General features: G+C 61.2%; 33 protein-coding genes. 29 read left to right on the forward strand and 4 right to left on the reverse strand.

What is annotated here, in order from left to right:
- Window positions 1–2 precede the first annotated feature (2 nt).
- The 29 genes from rplD to EA187_RS16965 all read left to right on the forward strand — a co-directional run bounded on the left by rplD (window position 3) and on the right by EA187_RS16965 (window position 19,038).
- Window positions 3–653 (forward strand): 50S ribosomal protein L4, encoded by a 651-nt coding sequence (rplD, locus tag EA187_RS16825; RefSeq protein ID WP_115604731.1) that lies wholly within the window; start codon window positions 3–5, stop codon window positions 651–653.
- A complete protein-coding gene (rplW, locus tag EA187_RS16830; protein ID WP_127781020.1) occupies window positions 650–961 on the forward strand; it encodes a 50S ribosomal protein L23 in 312 nt (103 codons plus the stop codon). Before rplD ends, rplW begins: the two co-directional genes overlap by 4 nt.
- 72 nt (window positions 962–1,033) lie before the next feature.
- Window positions 1,034–1,867 (forward strand): 50S ribosomal protein L2, encoded by an 834-nt coding sequence (rplB, locus tag EA187_RS16835; RefSeq protein ID WP_115604727.1) that lies wholly within the window; start codon window positions 1,034–1,036, stop codon window positions 1,865–1,867.
- Between the two features lie 70 nt (window positions 1,868–1,937).
- A complete protein-coding gene (gene rpsS, locus EA187_RS16840) occupies window positions 1,938–2,219 on the forward strand; it encodes a 30S ribosomal protein S19 (RefSeq protein WP_115604725.1) in 282 nt (93 codons plus the stop codon).
- A gap of 138 nt (window positions 2,220–2,357) precedes the next feature.
- Complete coding sequence (gene rplV / locus EA187_RS16845) at window positions 2,358–2,726, forward strand: 50S ribosomal protein L22 (RefSeq protein ID WP_115604723.1); 369 nt, start codon at window positions 2,358–2,360, stop codon at window positions 2,724–2,726.
- A 38-nt stretch (window positions 2,727–2,764) separates the two neighbouring features.
- Entirely contained in the window at window positions 2,765–3,394 is a 630-nt protein-coding gene (gene rpsC, locus EA187_RS16850; RefSeq protein ID WP_115604721.1) for a 30S ribosomal protein S3, read from the forward strand.
- A 67-nt stretch (window positions 3,395–3,461) separates the two neighbouring features.
- Window positions 3,462–3,878 (forward strand): 50S ribosomal protein L16, encoded by a 417-nt coding sequence (rplP, locus tag EA187_RS16855; protein WP_115604719.1) that lies wholly within the window; start codon window positions 3,462–3,464, stop codon window positions 3,876–3,878.
- The gene (gene rpmC / locus EA187_RS16860; RefSeq protein ID WP_115604717.1) at window positions 3,875–4,063 is read left to right on the forward strand and encodes a 50S ribosomal protein L29; all 189 of its coding nucleotides are present in this window, start codon (window positions 3,875–3,877) and stop codon (window positions 4,061–4,063) included. Before rplP ends, rpmC begins: the two co-directional genes overlap by 4 nt.
- Before the next feature lie 37 nt (window positions 4,064–4,100).
- Entirely contained in the window at window positions 4,101–4,382 is a 282-nt protein-coding gene (gene rpsQ / locus EA187_RS16865) for a 30S ribosomal protein S17 (protein WP_115604715.1), read from the forward strand.
- A 93-nt stretch (window positions 4,383–4,475) separates the two neighbouring features.
- The gene (gene rplN, locus EA187_RS16870) at window positions 4,476–4,844 is read left to right on the forward strand and encodes a 50S ribosomal protein L14 (protein WP_115604713.1); all 369 of its coding nucleotides are present in this window, start codon (window positions 4,476–4,478) and stop codon (window positions 4,842–4,844) included.
- A 44-nt stretch (window positions 4,845–4,888) separates the two neighbouring features.
- On the forward strand, window positions 4,889–5,269 hold the full coding sequence (gene rplX, locus EA187_RS16875) for a 50S ribosomal protein L24 (RefSeq protein ID WP_115604711.1): 381 nt from the start codon (window positions 4,889–4,891) through the stop codon (window positions 5,267–5,269).
- 234 nt (window positions 5,270–5,503) lie between these two features.
- Window positions 5,504–6,043 (forward strand): 50S ribosomal protein L5, encoded by a 540-nt coding sequence (gene rplE / locus EA187_RS16880; RefSeq protein WP_115604709.1) that lies wholly within the window; start codon window positions 5,504–5,506, stop codon window positions 6,041–6,043.
- A gap of 75 nt (window positions 6,044–6,118) precedes the next feature.
- Complete coding sequence (locus EA187_RS16885) at window positions 6,119–6,304, forward strand: type Z 30S ribosomal protein S14 (RefSeq protein WP_111728205.1); 186 nt, start codon at window positions 6,119–6,121, stop codon at window positions 6,302–6,304.
- Between the two features lie 157 nt (window positions 6,305–6,461).
- Window positions 6,462–6,863, forward strand: a complete 402-nt coding sequence (rpsH, locus tag EA187_RS16890) for a 30S ribosomal protein S8 (RefSeq protein WP_241250212.1) — start codon at window positions 6,462–6,464, stop codon at window positions 6,861–6,863.
- A 23-nt stretch (window positions 6,864–6,886) separates the two neighbouring features.
- Window positions 6,887–7,423 carry a 50S ribosomal protein L6 gene (gene rplF, locus EA187_RS16895; RefSeq protein WP_115604707.1) on the forward strand — a complete coding sequence of 179 codons (537 nt, stop codon included), beginning with the start codon at window positions 6,887–6,889 and terminating at the stop codon, window positions 7,421–7,423.
- A 48-nt stretch (window positions 7,424–7,471) separates the two neighbouring features.
- Window positions 7,472–7,840: a 50S ribosomal protein L18 gene (gene rplR, locus EA187_RS16900; RefSeq protein WP_115604705.1), complete on the forward strand. Its 369-nt coding sequence runs from the start codon at window positions 7,472–7,474 to the stop codon at window positions 7,838–7,840.
- Window positions 7,841–7,852: 12 nt separating this feature from the next.
- The gene (gene rpsE, locus EA187_RS16905) at window positions 7,853–8,365 is read left to right on the forward strand and encodes a 30S ribosomal protein S5 (RefSeq protein WP_115604703.1); all 513 of its coding nucleotides are present in this window, start codon (window positions 7,853–7,855) and stop codon (window positions 8,363–8,365) included.
- Window positions 8,366–8,488: 123 nt separating this feature from the next.
- Window positions 8,489–8,674, forward strand: a complete 186-nt coding sequence (gene rpmD, locus EA187_RS16910; protein ID WP_115604701.1) for a 50S ribosomal protein L30 — start codon at window positions 8,489–8,491, stop codon at window positions 8,672–8,674.
- Between the two features lie 2 nt (window positions 8,675–8,676).
- A complete protein-coding gene (rplO, locus tag EA187_RS16915; protein ID WP_115604699.1) occupies window positions 8,677–9,123 on the forward strand; it encodes a 50S ribosomal protein L15 in 447 nt (148 codons plus the stop codon).
- 1 nt (window position 9,124) lies between these two features.
- A complete protein-coding gene (secY, locus tag EA187_RS16920; protein ID WP_115604697.1) occupies window positions 9,125–10,480 on the forward strand; it encodes a preprotein translocase subunit SecY in 1,356 nt (451 codons plus the stop codon).
- A gap of 106 nt (window positions 10,481–10,586) precedes the next feature.
- The gene (locus tag EA187_RS16925) at window positions 10,587–11,228 is read left to right on the forward strand and encodes an adenylate kinase (protein WP_127781021.1); all 642 of its coding nucleotides are present in this window, start codon (window positions 10,587–10,589) and stop codon (window positions 11,226–11,228) included.
- 215 nt (window positions 11,229–11,443) lie between these two features.
- Window positions 11,444–11,662, forward strand: a complete 219-nt coding sequence (gene infA, locus EA187_RS16930; protein ID WP_111728197.1) for a translation initiation factor IF-1 — start codon at window positions 11,444–11,446, stop codon at window positions 11,660–11,662.
- 83 nt (window positions 11,663–11,745) lie between these two features.
- Entirely contained in the window at window positions 11,746–11,859 is a 114-nt protein-coding gene (gene rpmJ / locus EA187_RS16935; RefSeq protein ID WP_111728196.1) for a 50S ribosomal protein L36, read from the forward strand.
- A gap of 84 nt (window positions 11,860–11,943) precedes the next feature.
- Window positions 11,944–12,312 (forward strand): 30S ribosomal protein S13, encoded by a 369-nt coding sequence (rpsM, locus tag EA187_RS16940; protein ID WP_115604693.1) that lies wholly within the window; start codon window positions 11,944–11,946, stop codon window positions 12,310–12,312.
- 123 nt (window positions 12,313–12,435) lie between these two features.
- A complete protein-coding gene (gene rpsK / locus EA187_RS16945) occupies window positions 12,436–12,825 on the forward strand; it encodes a 30S ribosomal protein S11 (RefSeq protein ID WP_115604691.1) in 390 nt (129 codons plus the stop codon).
- Between the two features lie 93 nt (window positions 12,826–12,918).
- Window positions 12,919–13,923 (forward strand): DNA-directed RNA polymerase subunit alpha, encoded by a 1,005-nt coding sequence (locus EA187_RS16950; protein WP_115604689.1) that lies wholly within the window; start codon window positions 12,919–12,921, stop codon window positions 13,921–13,923.
- 52 nt (window positions 13,924–13,975) lie between these two features.
- Window positions 13,976–14,422, forward strand: coding sequence for a 50S ribosomal protein L17 (gene rplQ / locus EA187_RS16955; protein WP_115604687.1), 447 nt, complete (start codon window positions 13,976–13,978; stop codon window positions 14,420–14,422).
- 171 nt (window positions 14,423–14,593) lie between these two features.
- A complete protein-coding gene (locus EA187_RS16960; protein WP_127781022.1) occupies window positions 14,594–16,243 on the forward strand; it encodes a hypothetical protein in 1,650 nt (549 codons plus the stop codon).
- 128 nt (window positions 16,244–16,371) lie between these two features.
- Window positions 16,372–19,038: an alkaline phosphatase gene (locus EA187_RS16965; protein WP_164856353.1), complete on the forward strand. Its 2,667-nt coding sequence runs from the start codon at window positions 16,372–16,374 to the stop codon at window positions 19,036–19,038.
- A gap of 127 nt (window positions 19,039–19,165) precedes the next feature.
- Here EA187_RS16965 and EA187_RS16970 read toward each other — a convergent pair whose 3' ends face one another.
- The 4 genes from EA187_RS16970 to EA187_RS16985 form a co-directional block, all read right to left on the reverse strand.
- A complete protein-coding gene (locus EA187_RS16970; RefSeq protein WP_115604681.1) occupies window positions 19,166–19,348 on the reverse strand; it encodes a DUF1328 domain-containing protein in 183 nt (60 codons plus the stop codon).
- A gap of 239 nt (window positions 19,349–19,587) precedes the next feature.
- Entirely contained in the window at window positions 19,588–20,352 is a 765-nt protein-coding gene (locus EA187_RS16975; RefSeq protein ID WP_115604679.1) for a hypothetical protein, read from the reverse strand.
- 130 nt (window positions 20,353–20,482) lie between these two features.
- Complete coding sequence (locus tag EA187_RS16980; protein ID WP_115604677.1) at window positions 20,483–23,737, reverse strand: hypothetical protein; 3,255 nt, start codon at window positions 23,735–23,737, stop codon at window positions 20,483–20,485.
- A gap of 270 nt (window positions 23,738–24,007) precedes the next feature.
- Window positions 24,008–26,542 carry a hypothetical protein gene (locus tag EA187_RS16985; RefSeq protein WP_115604675.1) on the reverse strand — a complete coding sequence of 845 codons (2,535 nt, stop codon included), beginning with the start codon at window positions 26,540–26,542 and terminating at the stop codon, window positions 24,008–24,010.
- Between the last annotated feature and the right edge of the window lie 49 nt (window positions 26,543–26,591).

Genomic DNA, 26,591 nt, shown 5'->3' on the forward strand with positions numbered 1-26,591 from the left:
TTATGAAAATTGAAGTCGTCGATTTGAAGAACAAGGCGACCGGAGAAATCGAGCTCGCTGAGAGCGTGTTCGGTGTTCCGGTTCGTGAGCATTTGTTCTGGGAAGTGGTTAACTGGCAGCGCGCCAAGCGTCGCGCCGGCACCCACCAGACCAAGACCCGCGGCCAGGTCCGCGGCGGTGGTCGCAAGCCCTGGCGCCAGAAAGGCACCGGCCGCGCCCGCCAGGGTACCACCCGCGCCCCTCACTGGGTCGGCGGTGGCACCGTCTTCGGACCCCAGCCCCGTGACTACGGCTACGCGATGCCCAAGAAGAAGCGTCGCGCCGCTCTCTGCTCCGCGCTCAGCATGAAGCTGGGTAAGGGTCAGCTCAAAGTCGTGGACAACTGGGAACTTCCCCAGATCAAGACCAAACTCGCCATCGATACGTTGAGCAACCTGGAAGCGCCCCGCGCCCTGGTTGTCGATGTGACCTCGCGCAACGAAGGCGATAACTCGGTCACCCACAACGAAAATCTTCGCCTGTCGGTGCGCAACCTCAAAGAAGCCAAGTACCTGGCTGTTGAGGGCCTCAACGTTGAGGATATCCTGCGTTATGACTACGTGATTCTCTCGCGCAGCGCCGTCGAGCAACTCCAGGAGGCATTGCAGTCATGACCAACCTCTACGACATCATCATTCGCCCGGCGCTCACCGAGAAGACCACCCAGCTGGCTGAGCACAACCAGTACGTGTTCCGCGTCGACCGCAAAGCGAACAAGTACCAGATTCGCCAGGCCGTTGAGAAAATCTTCGGCGTCGACGTTGTTAAGGTCAACACTCTGGTGATGCCCAGCAAGCCCAAGCGTGTGGGACGAAGCCTCGGACGCCGCGCCGCCTTTAAGAAGGCGATTGTGACGGTGGCCGACGGTCAGACCATCGACCTGTACGCGCTCGAGGGGACCGAAGCTGGTGGCGAGGTCTAATCGACCCCCACCCCTTGCTTTGTGTTCAATTGCCAGGATATCGCAATCGCGTTTTAGAAGGCAGGTATAACGATGGCCATGAAAGAGTTTAACCCCACGTCTCCGGGACGGCGCTTCCTGCGTCTTCCGGATTCCAAAGAAGTGATCACCAAGAGCAAGCCTGAGAAGGCGCTCACCGAAAAGATTACCCGCTCCGGCGGCCGTAATCAGTCCGGTCATATGACGGTCCGTCACCGCGGCGGCGGCCACAAGCGTCGCTACCGTCAGGTTGACTTCAAGCGCACCAAGACTGGTGTGCCGGCGAAAGTCGCCGCGATCGAGTACGATCCCAACCGCACCGCCTACCTGGCGCTGCTCCACTACGCTGACGGTGAGAAGGCCTACATCATCGCCCCGCAGAAGCTTGCGGTCGGTGACACGGTCATCTCCAGCGCGCATGCCGACATCAAGCCCGGCAACTCCCTGCGTCTGCGCTACATCCCCACCGGTACGGTCATCCACAACGTGGAACTGCGCCCGGGCAAGGGTGGCCAGATGGCTCGCTCCGCGGGCACCTGGGCTCAGCTGATGGCCAAAGAAGGCAAGTATGCGCTTCTGCGTCTTCCCTCCGGCGAGATCCGCCAGGTCCTTATGACCTGCCGGGCGACCGTGGGCGCGGTGTCGAACCGCGAGCACGAGAACACCTCGCTTGGTAAAGCCGGTCGCGCCCGTTGGAAGGGCAACCGCCCGGCGGTTCGTGGTGTCGCCATGAACCCCGTCGACCACCCCCACGGTGGTGGTGAAGGTCGCACCTCCGGTGGTCGCCATCCGGTGACCCCCTGGGGCCAGAAGACCAAGGGCAAGAAGACGCGCAGCAACAAGCGCACCGACAAGTTCATCGTCAAGCGTCGTAAGTCGCGCAAGTAAACCGCTCGCCCCTACGCCGGCGAGCCTCTCGCCGGCCGGTCGGGCATACACTGCGCCAAGGAGATAGATCGTGCCACGTTCAGTCAAAAAAGGGCCCTTCGTCGATAGCGGCCTTCAGCGTAAAGTCACCCGCGCTCGTGAAACCAGCGATCGCCGTGCGATCAAGACCTGGAGCCGCCGCTCCATGATCGTGCCTGAGTTCATCGGCTTGACTTTTGCCGTCCACAACGGCAAAGAGTTTGTCCCCGTGTTCGTGACCGAGAATATGGTCGGGCATAAGCTCGGTGAGTTCGCGCCTACCCGTACGTTCTACGGGCACGCCGCCGATCGCAAAGCCAAGGGTCGTCGCTAAGGCGGGTCGCCGCGGCGGAGTTTCTCCGCCTCGGCCGCTCTCTAAGACGCGCTTCCCCGTCACGAGATCAAAGTTTCCCGTCGACCGCTGCCCGCTCTCCAGGGCAAGGGCGGCGGCTCATCGAGTTGAGTTTTTGCCATGAGCAAAGAAAAACAAAAGACACATCGTGCGAACCAGGCGTCCGCACAGAACATTCGCATCGCGCCGCGCAAGGCGCGCATCGTCGTCGACCTGGTCCGTAACCGACCGGTCGAAGAGGCGCTGCAGATCTTGCAATTCACGCCCAAGAAGGCCGCCCCGCTGGTCGCCAACCTCATCGAGTCGGCGATTCACAACGTGATGAACAGCGAACAGCTCGACTGGGACACCGACGATCTCTACGTCGCTCAGGCCTACGTCAACGAAGGCCCCACGCTGCGCCGCTTTATGCCGCGCGCCCAGGGTCGAGCGACCCGGATCAACAAGCGAACCAGTCAAATCACCGTGGTCCTGCAGCCTCGCGTCTAACGTGTCGCCAGGTCCCACACGGTCTTAGGAGGTCGATTTTGGGTCAAAAAGTACATCCTACGGGATTTCGGTTGGGGATCATCCGCCCCTGGAGCTCCAAGTGGTACGAGGAGAAGAACTACGCCAAGTGGCTCCACGAAGATCTCGCGATCAAGAATTATATCAACAAAAACCTCGGCTCGACCGGCATCAGCTCGGTGGACATTGAGCGCCTGGCCAACAAGGTCAAGGTGACCATCCACTCCGCCAAGCCCGGCATCCTTATCGGCAAGCGTGGCGCCGGTATTGACGGCCTCAAAAACGAACTCCAGAAGAAGACCGAAGGCGAAGTCTTCGTCAACATTCAGGAAGTCCGTAAGGCCGAGCTCGATTCCAAACTTGTCGCCGAGTCCATCGCCCAGCAGCTGGAGCGTCGTGTCAGCTTCCGCCGCGCGATGAAGAAGGCCGTGCAGACGACGATGAAATTCGGTGCCAAGGGCATCCGCGTCAACGCCGCCGGTCGCCTGGGCGGTGCGGAAATGGGGCGCCGTGAGTGGTACCTCGAAGGTCAGGTCCCGCTTCACACCCTGCGCGCCGATATCGATTACGGCACCGCCGAAGCCAAGACCACCTACGGTATCATCGGTATCAAAGTGTGGATCTACAAAGGCGAAGTTCTCGAACGCTGATGCGTCACGGGACCGTCCTTAACCAGGGACGGTCCGACGCCATAGATGGATATCAAGGAGTCCTACAATGCTTAGTCCCAAGCGCGTCCGGTGGCGTAAGCCACACAAAGGGCGTACCAAAGGCAAGGCCTACCGCGGCAGCACCGTCTCGTTTGGTGAGTACGGCATGATCGCAGTTGAGCCTGGTCGCTTGACCGCCCGTCAGATTGAGGCGGCGCGTATCGCCATGACCCGCCACATTCGCCGTGGTGGAAAAATCTGGATCCGTGTCTTCCCCGACCGCTCCATCACCCGCAAGCCCGCCGAGACCCGAATGGGTAAAGGTAAAGGCTCGCCAGAGATGTGGGTCTCGCTCGTTAAAGCGGGTCGAGTCCTCTACGAGATGGACGGTGTGCCTGCTGACATGGCCAAAGAGGCGTTCCGCCTGGCCGGTCACAAGCTCCCGATCAAGACCAAGTTCGTCGTGCGAGGAGAAGTGCTATGAAATCCGCAGAGCTGCGTGAAAAGAACGAACAGGAACTGCGTGAATTGGCCGGTCAGCTTCGCGATGACCTCTTCCGTATGCGTCTGAAGCACTATACCGGTCAGCTCCAGCAGACCAGCCAGCTGCGCCAGACGCGTCGCGACATCGCCCGGGTTGAGACTCTCCTGCGTGAGCGTCAGGGCTGATCGCGTCGCCGACGCGTACCAAGTTTAGGAGCAAGATATGGAAGCGGAACAGCAGGCAACCGAACGCGGCCAGCGCAAAACGCGCGTCGGTCACGTCGTGAGCAACCAGATGGAGAAGACGGTCGTCGTCGCCGTCATTCGTCGCTACATGCACCCCAAGTACAAGAAGTACGTCAAAGAGCGTCTCAAGTACAAAGTGCATGATGAGACCAATGACTGTGGCATCGGCGACAAGGTCCTCATTGAAGAGACTCGTCCCATGTCGCGCCACAAGCGCTGGCGAGTTAAGCAAATCATCGAGCGCGCCCCGGCGGTCTGATCCCCCCAGGGAGTACTCTTTTGAGCGCCGCCAACCCGGCCCTCTCACACGTTGTGCGAGGGCCAGGCGCGGCCTCGACGGACGAGGTAGGTCATGATTCAAATGCAAACCCGACTCGGCGTCGCGGACAACTCCGGCGCGCGTGAAGTCCAGTGCATCAAAGTGCTGGGCGGCTCCAAGCGCCGCTACGCTTCGATCGGCGACACCATCATCGTGTCGGTTAAAGAAGCGCTGCCCAACTCCAAAGTGAAGAAGGGCGACGTCAAGCGCGCTGTCGTCGTGCGTACCAAGAAAGAGATCGCACGTCCCGACGGCACTTACATCCGCTTCGACGATAACGCGGCGGTGATCATTGATAACCAGAATCAGCCGGTGGGCACTCGTATCTTTGGGCCGGTGGCCCGCGAGTTGCGCGCCCGCGAATACATGCGCATCGTCAGCCTGGCGCCCGAAGTCCTCTGAAGGGTTGCCAGCCGGCGTCCCGGCGCGGGAAGAGGGAGATTGAGATGCAGGTAAAGAAAAATGATAAGGTGATCATCCTCACCGGAAAGGATCGCTCGCTGACCGGCGAAGTGATCGCTGTCGATCGCAAGAACGGCAAGGTGAAGGTGGCTCGCCGCAACATGATGGTCAAGCACCGCAAGCCCAACCCCATCACCGGGGAAGCCGGCGCGCGCATTGACATCGAGAACTGGATCGACGCCTCCAACGTCGCGCTCTACAGCGAGAAGAAGGGCGGTGCGGTTCGCACCAGCGCTCGCTGGCGTGGCAAGGACGGCGAGCTTTTCACCAGCAAGCGCGACGCCGTCGCCAGCTTCGGTGGTGATGAAGGCGCCCAGGTCAAAAAGGTGCGCTACAGCACCAAGACCGAAGAAGTCTTCGACTAAGATCGTTCACAGCGAGCGCCCCCGGGATCCGGGGGCGCTCGTTGCGCTTGACACATACGGGCGCGTTCGTTAAGTAGGGCGCCCTCTGTACGGCGATGAAGATCGTCTTCATCGTCTTTTTTGTGTGAGGCGCCAACTTCCGGGGCGTTAATGAGCGCCTGTGCGCTTTTTCCCGGGTGAGAAAACCGATTTAGGCTGGTGGTACAGAAACCTGCCAGCGATGGAGAACCCAAAATGGCGTTTTTGGAACAGAAGTACCGTAACGAGATCGTCCCCGCGTTGATGGAGGAGCATGCCTTCTCCAACCCGATGCGGGTTCCGCGCATCAAGAAAGTGTCCGTGAACATGGGCCTGGGCGAAGCCGTCCAGAACTCCAAGATCATCGAAGGCGCCGCCGCCGAGATGGCCATCATCACCGGCCAGAAGCCCGTGATTGCACGCGCCCGCCGTTCGATCGCCACCTTCAAACTTCGTGAAGGTATGCCGATCGGCGTCAAGGTCACCCTGCGCGGTGATCGGATGTGGGAATTTCTTGAGCGCCTGATCTACGTTGCGCTTCCCCGTGTTCGTGACTTCAAGGGCATCAGCCCGAAGTCCTTCGACGGCCACGGTAACTACTCGCTCGGTGTGCGTGAGCAGATCATCTTCCCGGAAATCGACTACGATAAGGTCGACAAGATCCGCGGGATGAACATCACCATCGTCACCAGCGCGGAGAACGATGAAGTGGGCCTGGCTCTGCTGCGCAAGCTGGGCATGCCCTTCCGCAAGTAAGCACTGTGAGCGCGTTGGCCGGCCGAGGCTGCGCGCTCCCAATCGTTTGGTTCGGCCCGACACGCGGAGATACGTGTGGCACGCAAAGCTCTTGTAGAAAAATCGAAAAAGAAGGCGAAGTTCGCCGTTCGCGAGTACAACCGCTGCCCCCGCTGCGGTCGCTCACGGGCGTACCTTCGTAAGTTCGACATGTGCCGGATTTGCTTCCGTGAACTTGCCCTGCGCGGTGAGCTCCCGGGTGTGACGAAGGCCAGTTGGTAAGTTAACCAGAACACGCGACGAGGGGTTCGGCCATAGGTGGTCGGTCCTGCCTCGGCGCACACTTCGGTAAAGGCCTCTCATCCTCACCGCGTCTGCGGGCTTCCACTAAGCCTGCAACCCTGTGAGCGAGAGGAACCGGACCGAACAAGGAGTGATCATGGGAGTGGTGCAAGATCCGGTAGCGGATATGCTCACCCGTATTCGTAACGGCCAGCAGGCCGGTCACGCCACGGTGGAGATGCCCGCCAGCAACTTGAAGTACGCGATCATCCAGATTCTGGCCGATCGCGGCTACGTCGGCGGCGTGGAGCGCCTCGATGAGGGCCCCCAGGGCAAGCTCGTCGTCTCGCTTCGCTACGACAAGGATGAAGTCGGCATGATTCGCTCGCTTAAGCGAGTGAGCAAGCCCTCTCGCCGCGTCTACGTCGGTGTCGGTGAAATCCCCAGCGTGCTCAATGGTCTCGGCCTGGCGGTGCTCTCCACCTCGCGTGGCGTGCTCTCCGATGCCGACGCCCGCGCGGCTAAGGTCGGCGGTGAGCTGCTCTGCACCGTTTACTGAGCCTTTGACCTCGGGAGAATAAAATGAGTCGAATTGGTAAACAGCCGGTATCCATCCCGGAAAAAGTCGACGTCAAACTCGACGGTCACACCATCCTGGTCAAAGGCCCCAAGGGCGAGTTGAGCCGTGAGCTCAGCCAGGAAGTTGAAGTGACGATCGAAGACGGCGAGATCATCATCGCCCGTCCCGATGACGGCCGCACCGCCCGTAGCTTCCAGGGCCTTGTGCGTAGCTTGGTGGCCAACATGGTTGAAGGTGTCTCCGTGGGCTACAAGCGCTCGCTGGAGATCAACGGCGTTGGTTACCGTGCCGAACAGCGCGGTCAATTCATTCGCTTTGACCTGGGCTACAGCCACCCGATCATGTTTGAGCTGCCCGCCTCGGTCAGCGCGACCATCGAGCGTCAGACTCAACTGACCCTTGAGAGCGTTGACAAAGAGCTGCTCGGTCAGGTTGCCGCCAAGATCCGTGGCCTGCGTAAGCCGGAGCCCTACAAGGGCAAGGGCATCAAGTACAGCGACGAAGTCATCCGTCGTAAGGCTGGCAAGTCCGGCGCCTAATCGCACCCCCTCGCCCCCGGGCGACGGGTTCACTGAAGAGGTCTCATCATGCTTAGCAAGAGCGATAAAGCGAGCAACCGGCTTCGCCGCAAGCGTCGCATTCGCAAGAAAATTACGGGTACCGCCGAGCGTCCGCGCTTGACGGTGTTCCGCTCCAACTCCGGCATCTACGCGCAGCTTGTCGATGATATCGACGGGCGCACCCTGGCCGCGGCTGGCAGCAACGATAAAGAGAAGCGCTCGGAGTTGGCCGAGCTCGACAAGACCGCCCAGGCCAAAGAAGTGGGTAAACTTCTCGCCGCGCGTGCCCTGGAAAAGGGCATCGATCAGGTGGTCTTCGATCGCAACGGATTCATCTACCATGGTCGCGTCGCGGCTGTGGCCGAGGGGGCCCGCGAAGCGGGCCTCCAGTTCTGATAGGGAGGCACTGTGGCACAAGGACGACGTAGAAGAAGCGCCGATTCGGATCTCCGTGATCAGGTCGTCGCCATCAGCCGAGTCTCGAAAGTCGTCAAAGGCGGCCGTCGATTCAGCTTTGGCGCGATCGTGGTCGTCGGTGACGGCGACGGACGCGTTGGGGTTGGACACGGTAAGGCCAATGAGGTCCCCGAGGCGATCCGCAAGGCGAACGAGCAGGCCCGTAAATCCATGATCACCGTGCCGCTTCGCGATGGCACCATTCCCCACGAAGCGCTGGGCCGGTTTAACTCCGGTCGCGTGCTTCTTCGTCCGGCCAGCGCCGGTACCGGCATCATCGCCGGTGGGGCGGTGCGTTACATCCTGGAACTGGCCGGCGTGGGCAACATCCTCTCCAAGAGCCTGGGCTCCAACAACCCGCACAACGTTGTGCGGGCTACCATGGACGCCCTCAAGCAGCTCAGCGATCCGGATGAGTACCGCCGCCGCCTTGGTCAGGACGTCAGCGAAGAAGCCAGCGCCTGATTCGGGTCGAGTGGGTCGTGTGGTTCGATGCGTCTCATCGGGCCACACTCTCGCTCACCCCCACCCATGAGCCGATCGCCGGTGCGCTTGATTTGCACTGTGCGTTCGATATAGGAGCACACCATGGCTCAGCTTAAAGTCACCCTGGTGCGTGGCCTCGCCGGCAAGACCGAGCGTCAGCGCGCCAACGTACATAGCCTGGGACTGCGCAAGATCCGCGATAGCGTGGTCGTTACCGATCATCCCACCACCCGTGGCCAGATCGCCAAGGTCCAGCACCTGGTGACCGTGGAAACGATTGAGGAATAATCATGACTGATCTTACCAACCTTAAAGCCCCCAAAGGGGCGAACCGAAAGCGCAAGCGCGTCGGTCGCGGTCATGGCTCCACCCTCGGCAAAACCGCCGGTAAGGGCCAGAAAGGCCAGAAGGCCCGCAGCGGTGGTTCGGTGCACGCTCGCTTCGAGGGTGGTCAGACTCCGCTCCATCGGCGCCTGCCGAAGGTCGGGTTCTCCAATCCCTTTGAGAAGCACTACACCATCATCAATCTTCAGGACCTTGAGCGCGTTTTTGAGGACGGCGAAACCGTCGATCTCGACTCGTTGCGTTCCAAGGGCCTGGTCAAGCGAAACCTCGACGGCGTTAAGATCCTGGGCAACGGTGAGCTGACCAAGAAGCTTTCGGTCAAAGCCACCAAGTTCAGCAAGTCCGCGAAAGCGGCGATCGAAGGCGTCGGGGGCAGCGTAGAGGTTATCTGACGTGGCAGGTAAGTTTCGAGATATACCGAAGATCCCTGAGCTGCGTCGGCGACTGCTCTTTACGGCGGGGCTCCTGGCGATCTATCGGATCGGCGTGTTCATCACCGTCCCCGGTGTCGACCGAGGGTCGATGTCCGAGATGATGTCGGGCGACGGTGGTGGGCTTCTGGGCCTTGTAAACCTCTTTACCGGCGGTGCGCTGGAGATGATGAGCATCTTCGCGCTGGGGATCATGCCCTACATCTCGTCTTCCATTATCTTTCAGCTGATGCAGGTGGTCGTTCCGGCCATCGAGCGTCTCAAGAAAGAAGGGGAGTCGGGGCGTAAGAAGATCACGCAGTACACGCGCTACGGCACCGTTGTACTCGGGATCATCCAGGGTTTCGGCATCTCGCTCTACCTGGAGAACATGCACAACTCCAACCCGGAGCTGGGCCTTCTGGTCTCTCCGGGCTGGCCCTTCCGTCTGTTGACTGTGTTGACTCTGACGGCAGGTACGGTGTTCGTGATGTGGCTTGGTGAGCAGATCACCGAGCGTGGGATCGGCAACGGGATCTCGCTTATCATCACCGGCGCGATTATCGCTTCGTTCCCCACCGCGCTCTTTCAGACCTACACGCAGTACACCACCGGTGCCATGAGCACCTTCACGGTGGGCATTCTGCTGGTGGTGGCGATTGGTGTGACGGCCTTCATCGTGTTGATGGAGACGGCACAGCGACGTATCCCGCTTCAGTACGCCAAGCGTATGGTCGGGCGTAAGATCTATGGCGGACAGGCCCATCACCTGCCGCTAAAAGTGAATATGGCTGGCGTCATTCCGCCGATTTTCGCCATGTCGCTTCTGATCTTCCCGACGACGATCGCCAGCTACTTCCAGGATCACCCGGTCGGTCAGTTCATTCAGACCGTCCTGGTACCCGGCGACTGGCGCTATAATCTGATCTACGTCGTGCTGATCGTCTTCTTCTGTTACTTCTACACGGCCGTCCAGGTGAACCCGATGGACATCGCCGATAACCTGAAGAAGTCCAACGCCTTCGTTCCGGGCATCCGTCCCGGCAAGAAGACCGCGGAGTATATCGATCAGCTTCTGACCCGACTGACCACTGCCGGTGCCATTTACGTGGCTGCGGTTTGTGTCCTGCCTTACTTCCTCATCGATGAGCTCGGCGTGAACTTCTACTTCGGTGGAACCAGCCTGCTGATTCTCGTGGTCGTTGGTCTGGATACGGTCGGACAGATTGAGAACCATCTCATCACGCGCCACTACGAAGGTTTCGGCGCGCGGCCCGGTTCGGCCGAGGGGAGCTCCCGCATCAAGGGCCGCACCCTGGATGAGCCCGAAAATATCTGAGCGCCTTTCGGGGCCTCGCGCTAAACGAACAAACCCACCGCATGCGGTGGGTTTGTTCGCTTGCGCCCCGTTTAAGCGCGCTCATATTGAGCCCTACGAGGAACGCATGTCGAAGAGACGACTTATGATGCTGGGGCCCCCCGGGGCCGGCAAAGGCACCCAGGCCAAGCGAATTGCTAGCGAGATGAGCATCCCGCATATCTCCACCGGAGATATGCTGCGAGAGGCACGGCGAAAGGGAACGGAAATGGGCAAGGAGGCCGTGCGCTACATGGATGCCGGCCAGCTTGTACCCGATGAAGTGGTGATCGGCATCGTTCGCGATCGCCTCGACGAGGATGACGCAAGTCGGGGATTTGTCCTCGACGGCTTCCCTCGCACCCGCGCTCAGGCTGAGGCCCTGCTGCAGATGGGCATTGAGCTCGATGCAGTTCTTAACGTCGTGGTCAATGATGAGACCGTGATCGGTCGTCTCGGCGGGCGTATCAGCTGCCCCTCGTGTGGTGCGGTGTATCACGAGAAGTTCAATCCGCCGGCGTCATCAGACGTCTGTGATGCCTGCGGCCATCAGGGCTTGATCAAGCGTGATGATGATCAGCCCGAGGCAATTAAGAGTCGTCTTGAGGGTTACCACGCTCAGACAGCTCCTCTGATCGCGTTCTACCAGGAGATCGGCGTGTTGGTGGCGATCGACGGAGAGCAATCTCCGGAAGATGTCCACGACGCGATCGCCGAGGTGATCGGATAAAGATCATCAACCCGGATTTCTGTCCTCACATTACGTTAGATCGGGACGTGAGGATCGCAGGAGTGTCGGGGTGATGGTCGTGCACTGTGTGACGCTTGACTTTCCACAGGGCACTGTGTATGAAACGCCCCCTTGCCATGCCCCGGTTGCGAGGGTGAAGTGCGCCCGTTGCGGGCATGTTGAGATCATAAGTTCATCATCGAGGAAGCGATTCTATGGCGAAAGAAGAAGCCATTGAGGTACAGGGTAAAGTCATCGAGCCACTCCCCAACGCGATGTTTCGCGTTGAGCTGGAAAACGGCCACCAGGTTCTGGCGCATATCTCCGGTAAAATGCGTATGCACTTTATCAAGATTTTGCCCGGCGACACGGTGACCGTGGAGCTCTCTCCCTACGATCTTACCCGCGGCCGGATCGTTTACCGCGAGAAATAATTACGCAGCCGTGCATCTCCCATTCCAGGGAATGCGCGTTGCTGGGATTGAAGGCCCACAGCAGGCCATGAAAGGAGTCGACGATGAAGGTACGTCCCTCGGTCAAACCCATGTGTGACAAGTGCAAAATCATCCGCCGCAAGGGCGTGGTTCGCGTGATCTGCGAGAACCCTCGCCATAAGCAACGGCAAGGCTAATCAACATTCGCGACGCCTGGCCCTCGAATGGAAGTGAGGCGCTTTTGAGGCGGCGGATTTAAAAGAGTTCGATAGGAGAAAAACGTGGCACGTATTGCTGGTGTTGACCTGCCGCGCCGAAAGCGCGTCGATATCGCCCTGACCTACATCTACGGGATCGGCCACACGCTGGCCAAAGAGATCCTGGAGAAAGCTGAGGTCGATCCCTCTACGAGCACCGACGTGCTCGACGAGCTGGAAGTACGGCGTATCCGCGAAGTGCTCGAGCGTGGCTACCAGGTCGAAGGTGACCTGCGCCGTGAAGTTCAGATGAACATCAAGCGCCTCAAAGATCTGGGCTGCTACCGCGGTCTGCGTCACCGCCGCGGCCTTCCGGTTCGCGGGCAGCGCACGCGCACCAATGCCCGTACTCGCCGTGGCCCGCGCCGCGCGATGGTTCGCAAGAAGCGCTAAATCTTAGAGCGATAAAAGAAACGACGATCGCACCGATTCAGGTGAGCGTCGCGTCGTAAAGATGGCCGCGCGAGCGGCCCTTTGTGGCGTTGAGCGGACCGGCGGGCGAAGGAGAATGAGATCATGGCAAAGCCGAAACAACGAACCAAGCGTCGCGTACGCAAGAATGTCCAGAACGGCATCGCGCACATCCACGCGACCTTCAACAACACCATCGTCACCCTGACCGACACCTCGGGCAACGCCCTGTCGTGGTCGAGTGCGGGTTCGCGTAGCTTCAAAGGCTCGCGTAAGTCGACGCCCTACGCCGCCGGTATCGCCGCGGAAGACGCTGCGCGTAAAGCGCAGGAGCATGGCCTTAAGTCGGTCGCCGTCTACCTCAAGGGTCCGGGCCCCGGACGCGAGTCCGCACTGCGCTCGCTGCAGTCGGCTGGCCTCAAGGTCACCGTGATCCGTGATGTCACCCCCTTGCCGCATAACGGGTGCCGTCCGCCCAAGCGTCGCCGCGTCTGATCGACGACTCGGAGCAAGGTGGATGCACTCGGGCCCCACGCCCTGGCGTTGGGGCCCGCTGGTTGATGATTCTGTGGTGCGGAGGCAATGGAAATGTATCGAAACTGGCGCGACCTGATTAAACCTCGCGAAGTTGAGATCGATCAGCGCTCGAAGACCGACACGTACGCCAAGTTCGTGTGTGAGCCTTTTGAGCGTGGCTACGGCATCACCATCGGCAACGCGCTGCGGAGGATTCTCCTGAGCAGCATCGTTGGCGCGGCGGTGACCAAGATCAAGATCGACGGAGCGTTGCACGAGTTTACCAGCCTGCCCGAGGTCAAGGAGGATGTCACCGATATCGTCCTCAACCTCAAAGAGCTTCGCCTGAAGTTGCACGGCGATGAGTCGCAGGTGGTGACGATCGATGTGGAAGGACCGGCCAAAGTGACCGGCGCTGACATCCAGACCGGACATAACGTTGAGGTCCTTAACCCGGCTCACCACATCGCCACGGTGGGTGAGAACGGGAGGCTTCGTATGGAGCTTACCGTCGGTTCCGGCCGCGGCTACGTTCCCGCCGACGAGAACAAGGCGGAAGATGACAGCCTGGGCGATATCGCTATCGACAGTCTGTTCAGCCCGATCCGCAAGGTGAACTACCAGATCACCAACGCGCGTGTCGGTCAGCGTACCGACTACGACAAGCTCACCCTTGAGGTATGGACTGACGGGAGCGTGCTTCCCGAAGACGCGGTGGCTTACGCCTCCAAGATCCTCAAAGAGCAAGTGGCGATCTTCATCAATTTCGATGAGACCGTCGAGCCGCCGGAGGTGGTCGAAGAGGAGACTCCCGAGTTTAACGAGAACCTCCTCAAGCCCATCGAAGACCTGGAGCTCTCGGTTCGCAGCTTTAACTGCCTTCAGACCGCCGGTATCAAGTTCGTCGGCGACCTGGTCCAGAAGACCGAGGCCGAGCTGCTTAAGACGAAGAACTTTGGGCGTAAGTCGCTCAAAGAGATCAAAGAGATCCTCGACCGGATGAGCCTGGAGCTTGGTACCAAGCTCGATAACTGGCCTCCGAAAGAGTTGGATAAGAAGACGGCCGAAGGCAGCTGAGAGCTGAATCGGGCGAAGCGCGGCGAGATGCCGCAAGCGCGAGAGGAATGAGATGCGACATAAAGTAAATGCACGGCGCTTCGGCCGGGAAACCTCCCACCGTAAGGCGCTCTTCAACAACCTGGCCAAGAGCCTCATCCGCTACGAGATGATCCAGACGACCGATACGAAGGCCAAAGAGCTTCGTCGTGTCGCCGACCGGATGATCACCCTGGGCAAGCGCGGCGATCTTCATGCTCGCCGCCAGCTTCTGGCGCGTCTCGGCGATAAGGAGCTCGTCTCCAAGTTGATCGACGACCTTGCCCAGCGTGACGATATCTCGGGCCGTCAGGGCGGCTACACCCGCATCGTTAAGATCGGGAACCGCCAGGGCGACAACGCTCCGATTTCGCGGATCTCCTGGGTGGGCTCCACCCTTGAGAACACTGAGGCTCTGCGTTACCCGGCCCATATCCGCAATCAGTTCGTGACGGACGAAGGCGAAGAACTCGAAGCCTGATTCGAGCTCTTGCTTGCGTACGGCCTAAAGCCGGCCCCCGCATTTCGGGGGCCGGCTTTTTTGTGGTCGTTTTTCCGGTCTCTTTTGAAGATTCGGGGGAGGGGGCACGTCACAGGGACGGTGGCCGGAGCGCGTCGCGCGTTTCGGCCTGGTCTGAGCGATGAGGGTGTTATGGCGTGGTTGCGGGGTCTAATTCATATCACAGTACTCTCAATGCTGGTCGTCGGGGTGGGCTGCGCCCATGGGCGCTCGCTGAAGCATGGCGATGAGCATTTCGAGCGGGGGAACTATGAGGCTGCCCTGCGCTCGTATCGCGATGCGCAGATCGCCCGTCCGGGTTCCCAGGAGGCGCTGCAGAGAGCCAGACGTGCTGAGCGCCTGCTTGTGGATGATGCGCTCGTTGCGCTGGATAAAGCGGTCGACGGTCAGCAGCGCGTTGAGGTTGCGCTGGGGCGAGCTGATGAGGTGCTTGAGATTGTCCGCTCCGATGATTTGCGTGAGCGGCTGACGACGCGCTTTGGTTCGGCGGTGCTTACGCTCGCCGATCGTTTTCGTGGTGAGGGACGGATCGCTACCGCGCTCTCGGTCCTCGATCAGGCGCAGAGCGTAGTGGAATCCCATCCGAGCGCCTTCGGTGATGGATTTCAGGAGTTTTCGCATCGCGTCTCGGAGTTGGAACGGGTCTGGTCGGAGGAGCTTGTCGGCCGTGCGCACGCAGCCATGGAGGGGGGAAGGCCTGCCAGCGCTGCGCTTTACGGCGCGATGGCTCAGTCGCTCGATGCGACTGTGTTGTCGGTCGGGGTAGCGGATAGGTTCGCCCGTGAAGTGCGTCAGCGTCATGGCTGGTCGATCGTTGCGGAGTATGTGAACCCGTCAAGAGTGAAGGGGATTGAGGCGGCAGTTCGTGCCCGGGCGCCCTTCGCCGCAATCGGATTCGGTGTGGATGTTCGCGAGTTTCAGTATGAGGCGGACCTGAACCTGGACGGGAGTGAGCCGCGTCTGGAACGGTGGGAGGAGGCCGAGCAGCGCAGCGAAGAGTATCAGTCGGGGACCCGTGAGGTTTCTAACCCTGCGTATGTGGATCAACGCGATGAACTCCTCCGGGCCGAGGAGTCGGTGGTGCGCCTTGAGCGGGATATCGCGAAGTCAGAACATGCGCTGCATGAGCATCGTCGTGAGTACCGGGAGGATGAGCGCAAAGGGCTGCCCACGTCGTTGTCTTCGACGAGGATCGAGCGTGAGGAGGAACGTCTAAGCGAGCTTCGGGAGGATATGATCGATGCGCGTTATCGGGTCGAACGGGAGTATCTGGAGTTGCAACGTATCCCGCCGACGCTGCTTGAGCCGGTGTATTCGATGCATAGTTATGAGGTGATTGCGCAATGGGCCGAGCTTTCGGCAACGTACGATGTGGTGGTCGATGTGCCCGGGGTGGCGTTTGAGCATACCGGGAGCGTGGAGGTCGCTGAGCGCGACGTCAGCTTCCGCCACCGTGCCCAGCGCGAGCTCGATCTTGGTGCGCGTCGGGATCCGCTGCCGCGGGAGTCGGTACTCGGAGATCGCTTTGAGGCATCCCTGGCCGAAGAGGTGGGAGCTGAGGTGCTTTCAGGGTTTGATGGCTACCGTCGTCAGTGGGCGAGTCGTCAGGGCTCGGCCGTGGAGCGGGTAGAAGCGCTCGCGACGTACATTCTTCTCTCTCCCCAACGGGTAGACGCCTCCCTTTCGAGTGAGCTTGCCCGGCTCAGCGGGATACCCGCGCCGGAGGTGGTGTTGACGCGCCTGGTGGCGTCGCCTGGGCCCAGAGTGAGCATGCGCGAATAGAGCTGTTACGCTCTCGTCACCTGTGTGCAATTGTGCCTGAGGGGGATTTGGCCTAGGAGATCCCATAGAGGTATGGGCGCGTCGACTCGCGACGACGCCAGCACACAATGCGGCGAATGAGGTCAGCAATGAAGTTCGATATCAGGGTGCTCGTGTGGGCGTCAGCAGCGCTTGTGGCGTGTCAGTCGACGCCGAACAGTTCGGCCGAACAGGCGTCGAGAGCTGGCGAGCGCGTCTCGGAACGGGTCATGGAAGCCGGGCCTGCGCCAATTAGTCCCGTAGATTTTCCGGTGTCGGGACGGGTGGACTATCAGGCGCGTCCATCCCGAATGATCGTATTTATTGGCGACGGGATGGGGCACGCTGCGGTGACGGCCGCGTCGTACGCACAGAGCGAGCCGCTGGCGATGTTGAGCATGCCGCACGTGGGGTTTATGACCACGCACGAGCATGAGTTTCTCACCACCGATTCCGCCGCCGGCGCCACCGCGATCGCCACCGGGCATAAGACGCATTTTGAAGGGGTATCGGTCCGCCCCGGTACCGGGCCAGAGCTGGAGCGTGACCCGGAGCATCAGCTCTCGACACTCTTCGGTGCGGCCGCCTCCGCAGGCCGCGCTACCGGTCTGGTCGCAACCAGTCGCATTACCCATGCAACACCAGCGGCATTCGCGGCCCACCGTAGCAATCGCGGGCAGTACGAAGATATCGCGCTGGACTATTTGAGCTACAAGCCAGCGGTGATGCTCGGTGCCGGAACGCGCTTTTTTGCCGAACGCAGTGATATGCGCGATCTCTTCGCTGAATTCGAGTCGGAGGGTTACACGGTCGCAACGAGCGCTGAAGAGGTTCGCGCGGCAGTGCCTGGCGAGGGCCCGCTGATCGGGTTGATGCATCGCTCGGATATGCCCTCGGCGAGTTCTGGCGAGCGGGCGATGTCGCTTGAAGAGATGGTGAAGGTTGCCGTTGACGTGCTCGAGCGGGAGTCGCCTCAGGGGTATGTGCTGATGGTGGAAGGCTCTCAGATCGACTGGGCCGGTCATGACCTGGATGGTCCTGGGGTCGTCTCGGAAACCCTGGATATGGACCGCGCTGTGGCGTATGCGCTCGGCTACGCGCGTGAGCGAACGGATACGCTGGTCGTGGTAACTGCCGACCATGAGACGGGCGGGATGAGCGTGCTCGATCCGCCCTATGCGTCGCGCTACATGATGTTGTTGGGGGGTGAAGAGCGCGCCTATCGGATGACGTTGCCTGAGGGCTATGATGTCGCGGCGCACGAGGACCCGCTGCCCCCGTCGGTCGTTCATCAGGCCTTGCCGAAGGTCGGCCGTTTCGGTCCGGTGGAGGCGGAAGACCCGCGGATGACCACCTCGTTTGGTTTTATGTCGGTGGGGAGCCGGGCGTTTTGGGATGGCTCACGGCGCTACTCAGCCTCCCATACCGCGGTGATGGTCCCGATTTTTGCCGAGGGACCCGCAGCCGCCGATGTCGTTGCCGCGAGGGATAACGCGCAGCTTGGCGAGACGTTGAAGCGCCTGGCTTCGGCGCCGGATGACGAGGCCGCACGGCGGCCGGGAAGTGCTGGGCCTGAGCCTCGCCCGAAGAACGTTATCCTGATGGTGGGCGACGGGCTGGGGCTGGCATCACTTAGCGCAGGGCTCTACAGCCGAGGCGCTCTTGCGACGCTTTCGATGGAGACGCGAGCGTTAATGGCGACACATGCCCTTGATCGGTTGGTCAATGATTCGGCCGGAAGCGCCACGGCCATCGCCACGGGCCGCCGCAGTCGAGTCGGTGTTGTGGGCATGGCTCCGGCGACTGTGGGCGGTGACCTTTTACCGGTGCGCTCCGCTCTGGCTGAAGCCGCCCTCAAGGGAAAGCGCACCGGCATCGTCACCACGACCTCTCTGACGCATGCGACGCCGGCGGCGTTCTTTGCGCACAGGGCCTCCCGCTCCCAGGAGGCGGCGATCGCCGGAGACTTCCTCACCTTTGGCCAGCGCCTGGGGCGAAGCCACGGCGTCGATGTGGCCATCGGGGGCGGGGCGCGCTACTTCCGCACCTCGCATCTCGACGCGCTTCGCGCGCAGGAGTACGCCGTCAGCACAGAGCTTCCCGAGGTGTTGGCGTCGGGGCAACCTCATCTGGTTTTGCTGGGTGATGAGGGACTTCCTCCGGCAGCGAAGCGCTCGGCTGAGGCGCCCGGCGCACCAACGCTGGCCGCGATGACCGACCGTGCGCTTAATTATCTCCGCGAAGACGAGCGGGGCTTTTTCCTCGTTGTGGAGGGGGGGCAGATTGACTGGGCCTTGCATGGTCTGGACCGCGGGGAGGGGCTGCTGGCAGAGATCGCCGATTTCGATGCGGCCGTTGCCCTTGCGCTGACCTTCGCAAGCGAATCAGGCGATACGCTTGTGATCGCGACCTCCGACCATGATCACACGCTCTCGGTGCTGGATAACCACTATGGCTATCACAGTGGCCATTGCGGCGTGATGAAGGCTTGCGGTGGTACCTTCGAGGGAATCACGCTGCCGGTAGCCGCCGAGGGCCTGGTGAACGCTCAGGGCTTCACTGCCAGCGAGCTGCAGGGGGATTTCGGGGCGCCGACCATGACATTGCAGTACGACTGGATCGTCCAGGAGGTCGCCCGACGCGTGCAGATGGGGGGGCCGCATTCCGCGAATATGGTGCCCCTCTTTGCCAGCGGTCCCCGGGCCGGCGAGCTTGGTCGGATTCGCGATCAACCCCAGCTTGGGCAGTGGCTGACGCGTTGGGCATCTGGCCATTGAGTGTGAGGCCGGCGCGGGCAGGCCGTGTCTTCAGGCGTGCGTAGTCGGCAGATGATTAAGGCGACGTCCCCCCGGGGGCGTCGCCTTATCTATTGGTTTCGTATCGGGTGTGCGTAGAGGTGCAGCGCTACGTGAGGGCGTTGCCCTGCGCGCCGCGAAAGAGATAGACGAAGAGGGAGATGACCAGCATCGCCAGCGCCACGTAAAAGACGATCTGGGCGATGGTGGCCGCGGCCGTTGCAAGCGTGCCGAATCCGAGGACAGCGGCGATGATCGCGACGACAAAGAACGCGAGTGCCCACCACAACATGCGTACCTCCGGGCTAAGGGGGGCGGAGGCAGGGGTCGGCAGCTCGGCGTTCGCTGCCTTGCCTGCGGCGAAGTTGACTTCTCACGCCTAGAACGTAAGGCGACCGGGAAACCGGTCAATTCGAAGGGTGGCCGGAGCGAAAACGCCCCCGACGCGCGCAGCGCGTCGGGGGCGTTTTCGTCGGGCGAGATGGCACGCGCCGAGGTTGTTCTGAGTTGAGCGTGTCGTCGCTCTAGCCTTTAGCCGTTCACGCAGATCGGGGCGATTTCGGTGCAGCGAAGCTCGCCCTGGTCGTTGGGTTCACATCGGTTGGAGCGACAATCCTGGGCACGGTAGCAGCTGGAACCGGCGCGAAGCGTCTGTCGGCAGGTGTAATCGATGCTGTCGCAGAAGGTGCCCGAGGGACACGTGCTTGCCGAGCAGTCGTCACCCACACCGCTCATATCAGCGCAGAGGTCGACGGCATCCTCGTCGAAGACATTGCGGTGGCAGTAGCCGCTGATGCACTCTTCATCAAGAATGCACTCCTCTCCGTTCTCACTCTGAGGAATCAGCATCTGGCGACAACCCGGAAGCGTCGTGCGGATGGCCTCCCGCTCGGTGAACTCCCCACAGGACTGGGTGGTGAATGCGTTGATACACATATCGGCAGCATCCCAGTCGACGACGATGCGCTCCGAGACGATGGCCTCGTTGAGCATCGCCAGTCCGAGTCCGGAAGGCAGCAAACCGGCGTTGGTAAGGCACTCGTCCTCACTGTAGGAAATGCCCAGCCGCTCGATGCGCTCCTGAGCGTCACAGCAACCAAAGAGCACCTGACACTCGGCGCGGCGTACCTCTTCGGCAAAGGCCCGAAGTTGGGGGTCGATCTCGTCGTAGTCCTGTGTTTCGTCTTCCGGGCGGTTGTCGATCTCGACGGTAGAGCCGCCACACGCCCAACTCAGCGCAACGGTGAGTACCACAAGGCTCATTACGAGTTGATTTTGAAACATCTTCTGAATCATGGGGTTCGATCCTTACACATAACCCTGGGGGGCTGGAGGGGGGATTGAGTCCGAGCAGCGCCGCCCCGAAAGCGGGGCGACGCTGCGATATGGGGCGGAGACGGATGCCCCCGGTCTACCCCGAGTGGGATTAGCCGTTAGGCACGCAGATGTTGAAAGCACTATTGCCGTAGACCTCCGCCTCACAGTTCATCCCGTAAGCGGAGCAGTCGTACTGGGAGCGACAGGGCATGGTGCAGACCCCGTTTCGGCAATGGTTCTGCGCGCAGTGTGAGTGCGCTGAGCAGCTCTGACCGACAGCAGCGCCGCCACTGTTCGGCTCCACGCAGACGCGCTGCGGGTTGGAGTTGCCCGAGACACTACATACGCGCACCGGATCCGGGTCTTGGCGGCCCACGTTGCAGTCACTGTCGATGTAGCAGGAGTTTACCTCAACACACACCCTTCGAGAGACGGAGCCTACTTCGAGCAGTCGGCACCGCGCACTGCTGCCCGGGCAACTCGCGTTGACCGTGCTACAGGAGTTTGTCAGGCACTCCCCGAAGTTGCACACGCCTCCCGCTGTACACGTGGCTCCCTGGGTGTTTCGCGAGCAGACGCCTTCCTCGGTCTGGGTGACAAAGCCTTCGCAGACGGCTACCGGATAGTTAGCCAGATCGACGTCAGGGTCGAGCGCGTTGGCCGTCAGCGAGCTTACGTAGGCTGCCATGCTTGTGTTGGGCGGAAGCGTGCACTGAAAGTCGTAGTGATTGCGATCGCGTGAGCCGGTCTGATCACAGGTGTCGCCAAAGCCACTACAGGCTGCCCAGGGGCCGATAAAAGGATCGGGACAGGCTTCACATCCCACCAGACGGGTTTCGTGGTTGGTGACGCGGTAGCGGCACTTCTCGCTGCCGCAAGAGTATTCGCGGTACTCGTAGAGATGGTAGCTGCAGACGCTGCGGTTGCCGCAGTCCTGAAGAACGTCGTTCTCATCGGCACCTGCGAAGTACCAGCCATTGAACATGGAGCAGCCTCCACACTCGATGTCTTGCATCACGCCGCAGCTGTCGCGACGACGAATCGTACCGCAGCCCAGGTCGACCGGGGGCTCTTCGCAGGAGCTGGAGGTGCAGCCGGTGCGCTCAAAGCCTTCTGGCTCGTTACAGATCCGCTGAGTGTTGATGGAGTCACCGCCGCAGCAGACATTCTGATCGGAGCAGTCCAGACCGCCCTCGCATCCTCCGCAGTCGATCGTACGGGTGGTGTTGCAGCTGTCGACCACCTCCCGGGTGCCGCACTGGTAGCCCCTGGAGGCGCAGATTTGCGCATCGGTCTGCTCGGTGCACACACACTGGTTGTTCTGGCAGGGGATGTCGACGTCGCATGAGCCGCAGTGGACCGACTCGCGGGTGACACCACAGTTATCCACCGCGGAGAATTCGCCGCAGGCGTTTCCGGCCTCTTCGCAGAGCTGGCTGTCGTAGACGGGGATGCACTCCTCGTTCTGCTCGATGACGCCGTAGCGATAGAGGGTGGTCAGTGAGCGCGAGCCAGCCACACCGGAGACGTGGCCGGTGAGGGCGGCGGATTGGTTGCTTCGCCCGTAGATCGAGATCTCGTACTGCACCGGCTCCGAGCTGCCGTTGTAACGGCCGGAGGTGTTCTCCACCCAGATGCGGTAGACGCCGTCGATGACCGGGTGATCGACCGTGGCGATTTCAAGGTAGGGAGCAAGACTGCCACCAAGGGGGCTCCACTGGCAGGCGTCAGCCTCGGTGCAGGCATCTTTGCTAAAGACGCCGCAGCGGACGACCCCGCCGGTGCAGCTCTGGCCACTGGCCGACAGTGAGCAGCCCTGCGGGCACTGGCCGTTGGTGGGTTGCTCGGCAGCGCAGTCCACGCGCATATCACCGATACACATACCGCAGTTCTCGCATTCTCCGCCCCCGTTGGAGACCAGCGTAACGCTGCCTCCGGCCCCTCGTCGGTTCGCTACCGAGAGGATTTCCTGGCTGGGAAGCTCGACGAAGAGATTGAGGTCGGCGGTGGCGCTCCAGTCGGCAACAATGCGCATGGGGGCGGCAACATCGCAGATCCCGCGGAAGCAGACCATATCGTCGCCGTTGCAGTCGCTGTTGCGCTCGCAGTAGAGCGGCTCGTCTCCTTCTTCGAGGCTGCACCCCGGGGCATCCGAGACGATCTCGTTATGCTCAAAGAGCAGTCTCGATTCGCTGGTGTAGCGAATCGGGGAGGAGACCGCGGGCTTGGACGCGCCGGCGTTGACAGTCAGGCGACCGTAGCGCGGGCAGTAGGGAGCGCGCAGGGTCATCGAGCTCTTGTAGTTCACGCGCAGGGGCTCAAGCGAGGTGATTGGCGAGGCGGTGGCGGCGTTGGGAGTATCCACCAGCGCTGCGCGTACCCCGAAGAGCGCGTCAAATGCGATCGATCCCTCTCCCCGGGTTTGATACCCCCGTTCCTCGGCGTACACGCCCTGAAAACGGGGCTCTCGTTGCATGGCGCGGCAATCCTGGGCGCCGCCGGCCTGCTGCGTGCACTGAACTCCGGCGAAGGCATGACCCTCGGCGACAAATCCGGCGGTCAACTCGGCGTCGCCATCGGTGCGCACATCGTAGGCCACCGTCAGATCGCCGGTGAAGTAGAAGCTGCGCTGAAGAAAAGAGAAGAGCGGCTGGGCGTTGTGTTCGCTGTGAAGCCTGAAGACGTGGCGGTCGGCGTGAGCGCCCGTCGATGTGATCAGCCACTGCGGATCGGTGTCAAGGTGGGCCAACGCCGAGGTCTCTTCCTCCACGATCTGACCGGCGGCGATCCTCATTCGCGAGATGAAGGTTACATCAATATCAAGCTGGCCCTGGGTTACCTCCAGGGTGTAACCGGGGGTGGAAACCTCCCCGGCGTGGGTGCTCTCCAGGTCGTAGGAGTAGCGCGGCCCCCGGGTGCCGCTGAGGTTGTCTAGGTCGATGATCGTAGCGCCCGTGAGCAGGGGAGGCGGGGTGGGGCCTGGCGTGTAGACATGGCCACTGCCTCCCTCGGAGTCCTCTAGGAGGTTCTGCTCCAGAGCGGCACGGTGCTGGCCGATGTCGTCGGAAGCTCCCATCTCGATGAGGAGGTCGCCCTCTTCAATCAGCTCGAGAAACTCGGCGTCGCGGGTGTGGATGATCAGCTGACCGTCGCGGCGCTCAATTCGTTCCACGTGGCGCCAGTATCCCTTGTCAATTTGCGCAACAAGGATGGTGCCGGCGGTCCATGCGGAGGCCTGGCTGGCGAGTTCATCGGGCAGGGCGATGGTGTCGGACGTGAAGCTGGCAGCTTGAGCGATCTCCGCGGGCATCAGCCGCACGTGGGAGCGCAGGATGAGGTAGGAGCCGTTGGGGGAGACTGCCATGACGCTCGTGCCTTCAGCTGGCGTCGAGGGCTGACCCTCCTGGCCACAGCCGGCCATGAAAGATCCGGCGAGTGTCAGGCTGAGAGCAAGCGCGCTGACAAGCGAAGGGGGATTTAAGCGGCGGGGTGGGGATGTCGTAGTCATCATGAAATCCATTATAAAATCTCCAAATCGGGTCTGGTTTTTGAGCACTCGAAGTGTCACTTCCGGTGCTCCCCGAGCGTTGCGTGGTGCGTTTCAACGCTCGGGGAGAAGCCGGAGGTCAAAGACCTAGAACTCGTCCGGAGACTCAAACACGTCGTCATCGTCGCTGGGCAGACCGTGATCGGCGATGATCCCGGCCTGTGTCTGGCAGCTGGGGCTTGTTGCATTGGGGCTACAGATCGCGAATCGAACCACGGATTGATTGCTGGTTTGCGAATCAATTCGGCCTTCAACGGTCTGCCTCATCTCGCCATTACCGAACTCAACCTCGAGGGTGTAGACGATGTCGGTCTCGGTGGTGTCGTTGTCGGCGGCCTGGTTGAGCACGACCCATGCAAGCCATTCCCCTTCGTCGTTGTAGGGGAAGGTGAAGTTCTCGATGAAGGGACCGACCTCCTCGGAGGTACAGGTTCCACCGCAGTCCTGGCGGCTGAAGAGGGCAGGTTGAGTGGCGCGGTTGTAGACCGACCCTTCGGAGGGCTGGTTGATGTAAAGGTCGAGGTCCTGGTTGGCGACCCAGCCCAGGCTTACACGCACGTTGTCGTGCTTGACGCACTGGCGCTGGAAGCATCGGGCCATGGTGCCGGGCTCGGCATCCGCCATACACTGCTGATCGTTGCTGCAGCCGTGGCGCTCAACGATGTAGGGCTCCGAGGGCTCGAAGTCGCCACAGCCCAGGAATCCGCTGAGGGTACCGTCATCACCAAAGAGTTTGATCGGACCATAGAGGCGCCACTCCTTCTTGACATGGCCGACAATAGGAAGGCCGATGCCGATTCCGGCGGCGCCCGAGAGATAGAGGCCGTAGTGGTAGTTACAGAGCGGCGGGGCGATGCGAATGCCGGCCTGAAGGGAGAGCTGCAAAGGCTCGACGTAGAGATTGTACTCTCCGGGGCCCGCCAGCTGGAGCGCCGCGCCGGGGGCGCCCACGCCGATGCGCGCGCCGACGCCGATATCAAGCCCGACGCTGGCGGAGGCCTCCGCACTAAACTCGATATCGCGGAAGCCGTCGAAGTTGCCGGGAACACCGAGCTCACCGGGACCGGGTAAGCCGCACTCTGTCTGGCCTTTGGCCCGGTCATCGGTCTTCCACTCGCCCTCGTTCGTCTCCTTATTGGTGCCCCAACGGGAGCGGTAGAGTTTGATAAAGGGACAGCCACCGACGCAGATCTTGAGGCAGAGGTAGTTAATGGTGCTACGCCAGTAGTCGTATTCAATCGTTCCTTCGATGCTGAGCCGGAAGTTCACGTTGAGGCCAGCATAGACGTAGGCGGAGAGGTTTACGAAGAAGATGTTGAAGCTGAAGATCAGGAATTCGTAGTGCTTGCTCCAGTTGTATTGCAGGGCCGCTTCAGCGTGAAGACTAAGAGTCGCGCCAAAGCCAAAGCCGGCATAGACCCCGGCATAAGCGCGGACCTGTGGCTTCCAGATCTTGATTTTCATGCCCGCTTTAAAGCCCAGAGCGACCTGGACGCGGGGGATCAGTTTGAATTCGAAGCTGGCCGAGTAGCTGCCGTTGCCCTCGCCGAACTCACCACCTACTTCTGCAGTAAAGGTCAGGGCGAGGTTTCCGACGGAGAGGTCACAACTCTGTTCGAAATCCACGGAGATATCTTCGCGATCCTCGTCGGTGAAAGGGTTGAGGCAGAAGGTGAAGCCCACGCCGACGCCGCCGGTAGGACCTGCTTCGGGTTCGTTCTCAGGGTCAAAGGGTTCGTCAAACCCGTCGTCGAGCTCGCAGATGTCTGAGCAGATGATGTCCGCGCACTGTTCATCGGAGAGTCCCTCGGGGCAGAGCAGAGGACCGGAGAGGTCGTCGGCGTAAACAGGGCGGTTTTCCCGAACCCAGTCCATGCATGCGGTGGCCGGGTCGACGGGGCCTTCTTCGATGACCTCACCCGTGTCTGGGTCGAACTCCGCCTCCTGGGCGGCACCCTCTTCCCATTCTGAGCAGGGAATGTCGCAGGTGTCGATTTCGCAGGAATCGCGCTCTTCGCTCTCTCCGCTCTGCTGCTTGAGCACTCGGCGGTTGATGTCGTACATCACCAGACGACGCTCGTAGAGATCGTGTCGCTGCGCCTCGATCGTCGGGTAGAGGTAGGTATCCACGACATCGAAGTCCTCCGGGATCGTACTTCCCGGCAACACGTCCATGTGGAACTCACCGTGGATGACGACTTCCTCCAGCTCCGCTTCGCGGGTGTGCCAGATGATTTCTTTCTCGGTCATCTCCACGCGGGTGATGTGGCGGCGCAGAACCGCGGTGCGCGAGAGCACCACGTGGCCAGCACGGTATCCCCTCATATGCTCGTAGCCGTTTCGGGGGAAGCGTACGGTCGTCTCATCAACAGTGGAGGCGGCCACATCTTCATCGGCCAGCCAGTAGCTCTCAGCCGAGAGAATCAGGGGTTCACGCTCGATGAGGTCCGGATTGACGACAATCAGGCCCGGGTCGTCAAAGAACTGATCTTCAGGTGCCTCAAAGTAGCGGGGGCCGTGGTTAAGAGCTTCAAAGCCCCGGTGGATCGTGTCTGGATCTTCGGAAGCCTCGAGAGGAGCGGCAGCCTGGCCACAGGCACTCGCCACGAGCAGCATCAGCATAAAGCCCAGCCTCGCCAGCGATGTGGTCCACGAGCGGACAGGTAACTCG

This window comes from Lujinxingia sediminis, assembly GCF_004005565.1.
GTDB lineage: Bacteria > Myxococcota_A > Bradymonadia > Bradymonadales > Bradymonadaceae > Lujinxingia > Lujinxingia sediminis.